Source organism: Endozoicomonas sp. SESOKO1 (assembly GCF_024606265.1).
Lineage (GTDB): Bacteria > Pseudomonadota > Gammaproteobacteria > Pseudomonadales > Endozoicomonadaceae > Endozoicomonas.
This window is the reverse complement of record NZ_JAHHPP010000193.1, coordinates 1-10,398: the sequence shown is the minus strand read 5'-3', so window position 1 is coordinate 10,398 and position 10,398 is coordinate 1. Positions and strand designations below refer to the sequence as shown.

Annotated in this window: 11 protein-coding genes; 4 read left to right on the top strand and 7 right to left on the bottom strand. The window is 47.5% G+C overall.

The window, feature by feature from the left end; translation table 11 throughout:
* Positions 1 to 446 (bottom strand): serine dehydratase beta chain (locus KDK13_RS09340; RefSeq protein ID WP_306671062.1); only part of this gene is annotated, 446 nt, incomplete at its 3' end.
* 429 nt (positions 447 to 875) lie between these two features.
* Between KDK13_RS09340 and KDK13_RS09335 the strand changes: the two genes are divergently transcribed.
* The 4 genes from KDK13_RS09335 to KDK13_RS19195 all read left to right on the top strand — a co-directional run bounded on the left by KDK13_RS09335 (position 876) and on the right by KDK13_RS19195 (position 4,603).
* The gene (locus tag KDK13_RS09335) at positions 876 to 1,997 is read left to right on the top strand and encodes an FAD:protein FMN transferase (RefSeq protein ID WP_257284709.1); all 1,122 of its coding nucleotides are present in this window, start codon (positions 876 to 878) and stop codon (positions 1,995 to 1,997) included.
* Positions 1,998 to 2,118: 121 nt separating this feature from the next.
* Positions 2,119 to 2,352: a (Na+)-NQR maturation NqrM gene (gene nqrM / locus KDK13_RS09330; protein WP_257284710.1), complete on the top strand. Its 234-nt coding sequence runs from the start codon at positions 2,119 to 2,121 to the stop codon at positions 2,350 to 2,352.
* Between the two features lie 141 nt (positions 2,353 to 2,493).
* On the top strand, positions 2,494 to 3,888 hold the full coding sequence (gene sthA / locus KDK13_RS09325; protein ID WP_257284708.1) for a Si-specific NAD(P)(+) transhydrogenase: 1,395 nt from the start codon (positions 2,494 to 2,496) through the stop codon (positions 3,886 to 3,888).
* A 298-nt stretch (positions 3,889 to 4,186) separates the two neighbouring features.
* On the top strand, positions 4,187 to 4,603 hold the full coding sequence (locus KDK13_RS19195; RefSeq protein WP_373692227.1) for a helix-loop-helix domain-containing protein: 417 nt from the start codon (positions 4,187 to 4,189) through the stop codon (positions 4,601 to 4,603).
* A 116-nt stretch (positions 4,604 to 4,719) separates the two neighbouring features.
* Here the strand turns inward: KDK13_RS19195 and KDK13_RS09320 are convergent, their stop codons facing one another.
* The 6 genes from KDK13_RS09320 to KDK13_RS09295 form a co-directional block, all read right to left on the bottom strand.
* Positions 4,720 to 5,052 carry a hypothetical protein gene (locus KDK13_RS09320; protein ID WP_257284707.1) on the bottom strand — a complete coding sequence of 111 codons (333 nt, stop codon included), beginning with the start codon at positions 5,050 to 5,052 and terminating at the stop codon, positions 4,720 to 4,722.
* Positions 5,053 to 5,167: 115 nt separating this feature from the next.
* Positions 5,168 to 5,545: a DUF2237 family protein gene (locus tag KDK13_RS09315; RefSeq protein WP_257284706.1), complete on the bottom strand. Its 378-nt coding sequence runs from the start codon at positions 5,543 to 5,545 to the stop codon at positions 5,168 to 5,170.
* Positions 5,546 to 5,632: 87 nt separating this feature from the next.
* Positions 5,633 to 7,075: a hypothetical protein gene (locus tag KDK13_RS09310; protein ID WP_257284705.1), complete on the bottom strand. Its 1,443-nt coding sequence runs from the start codon at positions 7,073 to 7,075 to the stop codon at positions 5,633 to 5,635.
* A 203-nt stretch (positions 7,076 to 7,278) separates the two neighbouring features.
* Complete coding sequence (locus KDK13_RS09305; RefSeq protein ID WP_257284704.1) at positions 7,279 to 8,379, bottom strand: hypothetical protein; 1,101 nt, start codon at positions 8,377 to 8,379, stop codon at positions 7,279 to 7,281.
* A gap of 147 nt (positions 8,380 to 8,526) precedes the next feature.
* Positions 8,527 to 9,537 carry a hypothetical protein gene (locus tag KDK13_RS09300; protein ID WP_257284703.1) on the bottom strand — a complete coding sequence of 337 codons (1,011 nt, stop codon included), beginning with the start codon at positions 9,535 to 9,537 and terminating at the stop codon, positions 8,527 to 8,529.
* Positions 9,538 to 9,736: 199 nt separating this feature from the next.
* The coding region (locus KDK13_RS09295; protein WP_257284702.1) for a hypothetical protein at positions 9,737 to 10,398 on the bottom strand (662 nt) is incomplete at its 5' end.

Genomic DNA, 10,398 nt, shown 5'->3' with positions numbered 1-10,398 from the left:
CCCACGGAGTAATAATTGTCATGAAAAAGCTCAAGGCCTGCTTCATCAAAAGCTCTCAGTGTCATGCCGTTAGGGTGCCTGGGAAGAGAGTGGCCATGTAAAAAGTGAAGGTGTTGATCTTCGACAAAAGGAATCGGATATTGGCCGGCAAGTATCAACTGACCGGTGTTGCGGACATGGTTGATCAACTCTGGCACCCGGTCAGGATCAAGCTGGTCCGGTTTCTCGCCCATAAGTCCCAGCATCACGGCAGTATCGGTGGCATGGCCTTCGCCGGTCATGGCCAGGGAGCCATAGAGCTCAATACGAATCTGACGGGTATTCTCAAGTTGTCCCTGCTGGATCAGGGCATCAAGGAAGCGGTTGGCGGCTACCATTGGGCCCACAGTATGGGATGAGGAAGGGCCTACACCAATCTTGAACAAATCGAGAATACTTAAGCTCATCGCCACGACTCCATTTGTTGGTATATTTTTGTGATATCTGCTTTCAAGGCTGTTTTTTGTTGTTTATCAATAAGAAAGTGGTCAAACGAGCGATTGACAGAAAGTGCCTCAACACCAGACATTGATGGGTTATTAACGTTTTTTGACCAAAAGATTTCTACTTTCGTGATTAAGGAAGCGTAACAATACCTGCCTCTTACATCAACAAACAAGTTTCCAACTAAGGTTTAATCCCTGATGATTAACCCCCAGGCAGGTGCTAGAATCCGGCCAGACTTTGACAGGGCGCTTTCCCAAGGCATCTTGTTCAAAGCATCGGCAACAGTGGTATCCTCTCGTTCACATACTGTGTCAAGAAAATTGCCTGAGATTGACCCACGCCGTATTGGACCGCTTTCCCACTATTTACTCACTAATCAGGAGTTTCACTTGCTTTCGCGATCTCTGAAACGATCATTGATACCGGCCATCATCGTGTCAGTAGCTGTATTTCTGGTGTTGAGTACGCGGCCCAGGCTATATAGCTTTCAGGGACAGGTCATGGGAACGACCTATAACGTCAGTTATGTCGCCACCCTGTTCGGCCATCCGGTCAAGGATGTGTCCGGGGCAGTACAGGATGCCCTGGCTGATGTCGATCAACGGATGTCCACCTATAAGCCTGACTCTGAGCTGATGCAGTTTAACCGGGCTCCGGTAGGGGAGCCATTTAAACTCTCCAGTGATATTGTTCAACTGGTTCAGGAAGCCCGGGCGATTTCTGAGCTATCGGATGGGGCCTACGATATTACCGTGGGTCCACTGGTGAACCTGTGGGGTTTTGGCCCAACCCAATGGGCTGCCGTCGAGAAGAGCCACAATAATAGTGACTCCCGGCAGTTAACCAATACGCCAGAGTTTGTCCAATGGATTGAGCATCAATATCCGGGTCATATTCCGGATGAAAAAGCCATCCGGGAAGCCCTTGCCAATGTTGGCTATCAGAGTTTGCAAGCGGATACAAAAAACTCAACGCTGACCCGTGAAAAAGCGTTGTTTGTTGATCTGAGTTCCATCGCCAAAGGTTATGGTGTTGATCAGGCGGCAGCAGCGCTGAGGGCCCGGTGTATTGAGGATTTTATGGTAGAGGTTGGTGGCGAAGTGCTGGTTCAGGGGATCAAGCCTAATGGCAAGCCCTGGCGATTAGCGGTTATCGGTCCTGAAATGGGTAAAAACGGTGTGTCAGCATTAGTTGAGCCCCTGGATAAGGCACTGGCAACCTCTGGTGATTATCTGAATTTTTTTGAAGTCGATGGCAAGCGTTACTCGCACACCATTAATCCGGTTACCGGCTGGCCTGAAGCCAAGCGGGTAGCGGAAGTGGCCGTGATTGCCGATACATCGGCCCGGGCCGATGCCCTGGCCACCATGTTTATGGTGCTGGGTGATGAGAAAGGGCTGGCGCTGGCGAACAGGCTGGGTATTGCGGCTCGCTTTGCCTATTATACGGATGAAGGATTTGCAACGGTAACCAGTGAGGCCTTCAAACCTTACCTGGTTCAGCAGCCATGAGCTTGGATAAACAGCCATGAGCTTGGATAAACAGCCATGAACGGATTACCGCTTTAATAGACAGCTGACAGATATCGCCTGAATCAGCGGTATTTCATGGTAAATAATGGAGGAATCAGTGATGATAATTCTGCTGATTACATTTTGTACTTTTCTGCTGCTCATTGCCGCTATGGCCGTGGGTGTAATTTTTGCCAATAAGCCGATTAAAGGCTCTTGTGGTGGCCTTAGTAATCTTGGCCTGAAGGACAGTTGTGTTATTTGCGGTGGCGGAGACAAAACCGATCCGCTTTCCGAGGTAAATGATGACCTGTTTTATGACGCAACGGCATCAAGTAAGAGTAAAAAGGCGTAACATTTTCTTATCAGGTTTTTCTGTCGGATGTAGACACCAGGGACTGTAAATGTCCCCGGTGCTCTGTATTCCCGGCGCTCCAGGGATAAGCGGTAAATAAGAATAAACGGATAATGTGTTTGAACCGGGGGAATCGAATAAATGGGTGTCAGTAAATACGACTTGGTCATCCTTGGGTCGGGGCCTGCAGGAGAAGGGGCGGCGATGAATGCCGTCAAGCTCGGTAAAAAGGTCGCTGTTGTTGAACAGTTCAACTTTGTCGGTGGCAGCTGTACTCATCTGGGTACCATTCCATCCAAGGCTCTGCGTCACTCTGTCAAACAGATCATGGATTTCAATACCAACTCCATGTTTCGTGAGATTGGTGATCCCCGCTGGTTCAGCTTCCCCAAAGTATTGAAAAGGGCGGAATCTGTCATTCAGAAGCAGGTGCAGTCCCGCACCATGTATTATGCCCGTAATCGCATTGATCTTTACTTTGGCCGTGGTGTCTTTATTGATGAGCACACCCTGGAGGTGACTGAGCCCAATGGGAATACGGAACGTCTTTTCGGCTCCAGCTTCCTGATTGCCACTGGGTCCCGTCCCTATCACCCACCGGGCGTTGACTTTCACCATCCCCGGGTTTTCGATAGCGATACCATCCTGGAACTGTCCTCTACACCACGACGCATGATTATCTACGGTGCCGGTGTGATCGGCTCTGAATATGCCTCGATATTCTCAGGACTGGGTGTACTGGTGGATTTGATTGATACCCGTGAGCGGCTGCTGTCTTTTCTTGATAAAGAGATTTCCGATGCCCTGGGCTATCAGTTGCGCAAAATGAACGTCATTATTCGTCATAATGAAGAGTTCCAGAAACTGGAGACCATGGATGATGGCGTTGTCCTGCACCTCAAGTCGGGTAAGAAACTCAAGGCCGACATGTTGCTCTGGGCCAATGGCCGGGCAGGTAATACTCAGGCCATGGGGCTGGAGATGATCGGTCTCAAGCCCGATGGCCGTGGGCAGTTGAGTGTCAATGAAAGTTATCAGACCGCATTGCCCCATATTTATGCGGCGGGTGATGTGATCGGCTGGCCCAGTCTGGCCAGTGCCGCCTATGACCAGGGCCGCTCGGCTGCAGCACACCTTTGTAACAGTGAGCACTGGCATTTTGTCAACGAAGTTCCTACGGGCATCTATACCATCCCGGAAATCAGCTCCCTGGGGCTTACCGAAGAAGAGCTGACGGCGGATGCCATTCCCTATGAGGTGGGTAAGGCATTTTTCTCCCGACTGGCCAGGGCCCAGATCACCGGTGAGGTGGTTGGCATGCTGAAAATTCTTTTCCACCGGGATACTCTGCAAGTGCTGGGTATTCACTGTTTTGGTGACCAGGCTTCGGAGATTGTCCATATCGGTCAGGCCGTTATGCGGCAGGAGGGTGAGGCCAATTCACTCCGTTACTTCCTGAATACCACATTCAACTATCCGACGATGGCGGAAGCCTATCGTGTTGCTGCATTGGATGGGCTGAACCGATTGTTTTAATCCCGCTTGAACAGTAGTTTCAGCTGCTTCTGGAATATTACTGCTCCCGGGCGCAGCTGAAATTCCAGAACACCCTTCTTACTATCGTTGCCTTGCTACGTTAAAAATAACGGAACTGGCAGATAGCGAAAGTCACGTGATGGATTTTAAAAATGTTATTCATACCCAATTCCACTTCCGATCAACCTGAACCCAGCTTCACTCATCACTCTGATCGTGAGCTGACTGGCTGATTGACTATGACTGCCAGCAACTCTGCTATATTCCTTCATTCAAATTGAAGAAGGTAATAAATCTGATGCATGTTAATACGACACAGATACAGGAATGCTTCGCTCCATCTGACAAGCCATATAGCGCTTTTGGAATAAAACCTGCCAGAGGTGGAACTTTTAAACAATTTGATGTCCATCAAGTGGATCTTCAGAACAATTGTTCCACGTCAACGACGGAATTACCTGCCAGTGCCCCCCGGAGAAAAAAACGTACTTGCAGTCGCCAGCAAAGGCTGGCGGCGAACAATAGAGAAAAAAAACGTGTTAAGGCAATGAATAAGGCTTTTCAGGAGCTTAAAAATAAAGTTCCCGGAGCGTCTGGTCTGTGGTTATCAAAAATAAATATCTTGAAACAAGCCACTGCATACATTGAAGCCCTTGATCAGCAGCTCCGGTATATCCCGGATCGCTTTGATTCAGTAAAGCAACATTCAGATTAAAACAACGATCAGTTACAAAGAAATCCAAAAAAACAGTTATGACCATTTTCAATGGATGCAACAGGCCGTGAAACACGCGCCTGATGGCCAACCTTTATTTGAAACAGCCGTGATTATTACTCAAACGCTTTTTCGGCATCCTCTTTGCCTTCCTGAATCGCTTCAATAGTGGCTTTTTGGACTTCTTCAATCACTTGTACCGCCTGATCACTGGCTATTTCAATCACCTTTTCCGGGTCCGCATTGGCCTGAAGCTCGTTAATAGCATCCTGGGCCTGATTGATCATTTCTCCAGCCTCGGTTGAAGTGGCCGCTTCCTGCACTTGTTCCAGCGCTTCTTGAGCCGCTGCTTTGGCTTCTTGAATTGCTTCTTCTATTTCGGCCTGCTGTTCGCCACAACCAGACAGCAGGAACAGAGTAAACAGTGAGATGCCCAGACGTTTTAGCATTCTATTTTCTCAACATGAGTTTCGATCATGGAATGTTACCTTTTGTTTTATATCACCGGAATAGTGGATGAACGACACATTTACAGTAGTGGATCACACTGCCAGCAACTATCAGTCAGTCCAATGCCATGTGCTTCAATGTCGCCAGTTCAACCATTTCCAGTGCCGCCATGTTGGTAGCATTCAGGAAAACCGGCGGGGCGACACCGGCCTCATGTGCTTCTAACCAGCGTGCTGCACACAGGCACCAGCGGTCACCGGCTTTCAGACCCAAAAAGCCAATTTCGGGGTTGGGTGTGATGAGGTCATTGCCTTTGGACAGGGAAAATTGCAGGAACTCATCGGTCATTCGGGCGCAGACTGTATGACTGCCGGAATCCTCCAGGCAGGTATGGCAAGACCCGTCCCGAAAGAAGCCGGTCATAGGACTCTGGCTGCAGGTTTCTAATTCAGTACCGAGTACGTTGGGCTGTTCAAACACCAGTTCTACCATGCGAAACCCTCCCAGGATCAATCAATGATCTACAGGATAGGAGAAAATCCATGTAAACGGAGGATTGTACTTATTAATTGTTTGACATCAGATTGTTACCAAGGGGTGATGAAAGTCGGATAAATACGTATCAAAAGCTTCCCTGGCTTGTACGGCTTTAGCCTTGGCGGCTTTCCCAGCTGCTCTAGCCGCTGCCCTGGCTTGATCGATTATATCTGAAGATACTAATTCTCTCAGCTTGCCATTGTGGGCAATGTGGTAAGCGCGGTAATAACCAATCCCGTAGGATCCTTTCCTGGCTGCCCGACTGGCTGCCCGACCAGCTGCCCGACCAGCTACTTGGCCAGCTGCTTTAGCTTGATCAAAAATCTCTGGAGATACTAATTCATTGAGTTTATGGCTGTAACTACTATGGTAATCCTTGTTATAAACTTGTCTGAAAAACTTTTTATCAGCTCTTTGACTGGCCGCTTTGGCCAGACCAAATATCTCTGATGGTACCAGTGCTATGAGTATTCTGTTGTATGCATTTTGGTAGGCCTTCTTCTGAGCTTTTTTTTCTGCTGCTTTACCCACTTTTTGACCAGCTGCTTTCGCTTGATCAGGTAGATCTGGAGTAAATAAATCTTTCATTTTATCGTTGTAAGCCTTTCGATAAGCTCTTTTGTAATCCTGTTTATCAGTCGCCTGAACAGCTGCCGCTGCCAGGCCAGCGGCTTCAGCTTGATCAAATATAAAGGAAGGTACTAATTCTCTCAGTTTATCATGGTAAGCCTTATAGGTTACTTTTCCGATCGTGATTGTGGAGGACGCACCCTTACTGCAGCCAGAGTGTATCGGCAGTGTAAAATCCCAGGTTCCAACTCTGTTTTCGCTGGTAGTGGAAAACCTGTTTTTCTTACATTCCTGGGGCATTGGTGCAAAGCCTGCACATGCAGATAAAGGCCTTTTCAGAGATTTAACGATATTGATTCTGTTGGTTGCAACAGTGCCTGCATTTTCTGTTTGAAAACGCTGTTGCATGTTTTGATTCATTAGAGCAGGGATACTGACTGAACGTGATGATGGCTGAGAAGAAAAAGTTACCGGTGCCAGTCCCGGGGAATATTTCCCAATAATTTGTTGAGGGTTTACTGCGGTTATATTTGTGATTGTATAATTGTCATCAACAACAGGTTCCATAAGAACATCATAAGAACAATGTTCAAAACAATGCTCAAAACAATGTTCATTAAGAATGGGTTGTTGTCTGTTATGTATGTTGGTTCCATAGGGGGCGGATAAAATAGCGTGTGTTTGTGAAAGAATATCTATGGTATTCCATAGACTTAAAGATTCAGGTGTGTTCTGGCATATATCAGGTTGATTGACATAAGCAGGAAAAGGCGGTTCAAGCATTTGAACAGACATCCCCTGATAACTTGCCTGCTCCTTATTTAAGCCATACCAACACGTTTGTCCTATTGAGTTTGCACAAGGTCCGTCAAAAGGGGCATCAGCAAGATAAGGTAGTTGATTGGAAATATACATTGAACTATTGAGTTATTGAAATACTGTTTTGACTCATTCTGCATTATAAAAGTTCCTCCCTCAAAACACTTTGATACAGGTTTATGTCAACCAGGCATAAAACGCTTCGAAAGCCTGTGCCTCACGGATAAGGAAGACGATGGCCGTCGGGTGAGTCAATGAGGTGATTGGCAATGCCAATAATCCTTTTTAGTGCTGGCCGTTTACTCATGTGAGATGGGTTCAACCGGGACTGTAAATATTCCCGGAGCCTGAGGGCTGAAAAGCGAGGAGAGCGGAACTCCATCTAAATTTTCACTGGAATTCCGGGTTGCTTCAACAGGATAAGAAGTCTGGGATAGTTTACCCGGGTTTCCGGGTGATTTGCCTGACTGGCGATATCCATCTCCTGGGATTGAAGCTTCTTCCCTGATAGAAAATCTCTCGGCAACATAACAGGAATTCTTCCAGCAGAGCGCCCTTTGGAGTTCCCTTTTGCGCGCTGCGCAAGAGGGGTCATTATGATGGCGGATCCTGTAGCGCTCCCTTTCGTACTTTGCGAAAGCGGGGTCATTCCGGTAGCGCTTCGTGTTGAGTACCCTTTGGTGCTCTGCGAAAGCGGGATCATTCTGGTAGCGCTGCCGTTGGCGTTCCCTCTGCTGCGCTGCGAAAGCAGGATTATTTCTGTAGCGCTCCCTGCTGTACTTCCTCCTGCGCTCTAAGTAAACGGGATCTTTGCAAAGTTCCCAATAACGCTTTTTGCTACGATTCCTTTGGCGTTCTGCATAAACGGGATTATCCCGGTAACGATTTCCTTTGCACTTCTTTCCAGGTTCTGCTCCAGGTTCTGCGGAAGCGGGATTTTTGCAAGGCTCCCTGTTGCGTCTGGTTGCCAGGAAGCAACTTTTACCAGACACCTCCATGCTTACCCGGGCTTGACAGCCTGGTGAATCAATTCCGTACCCGGAAATGTGAGTCATGTGTTCGCCAGCATGAAGCACCGGGTGTTCCGTTCCAGATTCTTTTTGAAGCTTTCTTCTAACTATCAGGTCAAGCGATTGATCTTCCCTATTGTAGTTATCAACGAGTACTACTGACCTTTGTTCCAGCCGGGGATCATGCAGCAGGTTAGGCACCGTTGGCTGCCGACGGTTGTGTTCAGTGGTTTCATCAGCACGCATGGCACATAGAACATTAGCTGCTTCTATAACTTCACGGGTGAAGGGCTGACCTGATGCATCAGGTTCAGAAGAAGCGGTATCCTGAAAATAAGAACAGCTGCAGGGAGCTGTATTCAGTTGCGCAGTGATAGCTGGTCGATACATTGAATTGTTAAGTTATGGAGTTATTGAATTCCAGCTTATGACTGCTCTTTCTTATAAAAGTTCCAATAAAAGTTCTTCCCGAACACAACCCATTTAATACTATTGTCAGTGTTTATCAAAATTCCTTGTTCCTCTGCTCAAAACGGATTATTCAACTCGTGCACTCTGTGGCTTTTCCTTTGGTACTCCCTGCGCATTCCAGTAGCACTCCCTTTTGCGTATCCTTTCGCGCTCTGCGAAAGCGAGATTATCCCGGTAGCGTTTCCGGTAGCGCTCTCTTTCGAGTTTTAAGTAAGCGGGATCTTGGCGAAGCTTCCTCTGCCGCTCCCTTTTACGTGTCCTTTCGCGTTCTGCATAGACGGGATCTTGGTAAAGCTTCCTCTGCCACTCCCTTTTACGTGCCCTTTCGCGTTCTGCATAAGCGGGATCTTGGCAAAGCTTCCTCTGCCGCTCCCTTCTACGTGTCCTTACGCACTCCAGGTAAGCGGCATCTTTGCACAGCTTTCTCCGGTGTTCCCTGTTATGCTCTCTCTGGTGCTCAACTATTGACGAGTTACCATACACAAGGTCTTCCGGGTTGTGTGGTACTGATGACGGGGTATCATTAGCGGCTTCAACGGCTTCAACGGCTTCAACGGCTTCAACGGCTTCATTGTCAGAATCCCAGGGTACATATTCGTCAAGGATGGATTGTGGGATTTCTGCAATATCCGTTGCGAACGAATCTGCTGGATCGGTAAATATTCGAGAGTCAATATTATTTCCATGCGATAAATTTGCAGAATAATCATTATCATCAATGATTTCTTCACCCGGGGCGAATGGCTTATGAGTTGTCGTTTGGTTCAGATTCAGTGGTTTAACGACAGCAACGGGGCGATAGGTTTGCGGATTCGAAGGTACGACAGGGAGAGTGTTCAACGGATGCCCCGGATCCGAATAACCTGCTGGCTTTGCAGGTTCTCTGGTACCATGCTCGCTCCCCAATGGGCATATCTGCTGAATAAAGCGGGTGCCTGGTGTTAATGACGACACATCATTACCAGCGTTATTTACCGGTATCTCTGACTGACCCTGATAAACAGGAAAAGATGCATGCACTATATGAACAGACATGCCTCGAAATGTCGTCTGTTCGCTGGATGTCAATTGAAACATTTCTTCAATTATATCTGGTCGCCTGGAAACAAAACAGGAAGAACCAGGTGTCGGTAAGTTATTGGAGCAGTCCATAGAAATATTGAATTGTAGAATGATTTAATTGTACCTTAAGACCGGCCTTTCTTATGAAAGTTCAACTGGAGTCGTTTGGTCGTGGTTTAGCTGGTTAACTACAGCAACGGGACGTAAATCCAGTTTAGGATGGCTTTAATCGTGACTGTAAATATTCCTTCAGTTTGATGATTGAAACGCGAGGAGGGAGGCTCTGATGGATATTCAGCTTTCTTGCCCTGGCTTGAGCTGCCAAGTCTGCTTTTTTTCTGGCTAATACCTCACTTAAGCCTTTTTCTTTAGCTGTTTTATAGGTGTTTGATCTTGCATCTCTTAAGCGTCTGCACATCTTTCCTCTATCGGATGCGTCGTATTTTGCCCTTGACTCCCTGAATTTATCGGATGCGATGTATTTGGTGCTGGCCCTGAGCCTGGCTGCCTTGCCTTTTTCGGACGCATTATATTTGGCCCTGGCCCTGGCCCTGGTTTTTTTCCCTTTATCGGATGCCTCGTATCTGGCCCTGACCTTCTTGCCTTTATCGGAAGCGGCGTACCTGGCCCTGGACTCCTTGCGTTTATCGTACCTGGTTTTGACCTTATTGTCAGACACCATACAAGTGTCTTTTAACGTGGTAGCCCTGGATGAATTGATAGCCTGCTGAGAGTTAATCATCGCAACGGATGCTGTTGACCTGGAAGTTTCTGCAGATGTTTCTGCAGGTAACTGAAGGTTGTTATCAATCATTGACGTACTTTGCGAGGTTGGTTGCCCTGAGCCTAAAATAGACTGGATCGAAAAACGTTCAT

Excerpts from the sequence above, each read along its gene's own strand:
- KDK13_RS09310 (WP_257284705.1), bottom strand. The coding sequence starts at position 7,075 with ATGTATATTTCCAATCAACTACCTTATCTTGCTGATGCCCCTTTTGAC.
- KDK13_RS09320 (WP_257284707.1), bottom strand. The coding sequence starts at position 5,052 with ATGCTAAAACGTCTGGGCATCTCACTGTTTACTCTGTTCCTGCTGTCT.
- KDK13_RS09315 (WP_257284706.1), bottom strand. The coding sequence starts at position 5,545 with ATGGTAGAACTGGTGTTTGAACAGCCCAACGTACTCGGTACTGAATTA.
- KDK13_RS19195 (WP_373692227.1), top strand. The coding sequence starts at position 4,187 with ATGCATGTTAATACGACACAGATACAGGAATGCTTCGCTCCATCTGAC.
- KDK13_RS09300 (WP_257284703.1), bottom strand. The coding sequence starts at position 9,537 with ATGTTTCAATTGACATCCAGCGAACAGACGACATTTCGAGGCATGTCT.
- nqrM (WP_257284710.1), top strand. The coding sequence starts at position 2,119 with ATGATAATTCTGCTGATTACATTTTGTACTTTTCTGCTGCTCATTGCC.
- sthA (WP_257284708.1), top strand. The coding sequence starts at position 2,494 with ATGGGTGTCAGTAAATACGACTTGGTCATCCTTGGGTCGGGGCCTGCA.
- KDK13_RS09305 (WP_257284704.1), bottom strand. The coding sequence starts at position 8,379 with ATGTATCGACCAGCTATCACTGCGCAACTGAATACAGCTCCCTGCAGC.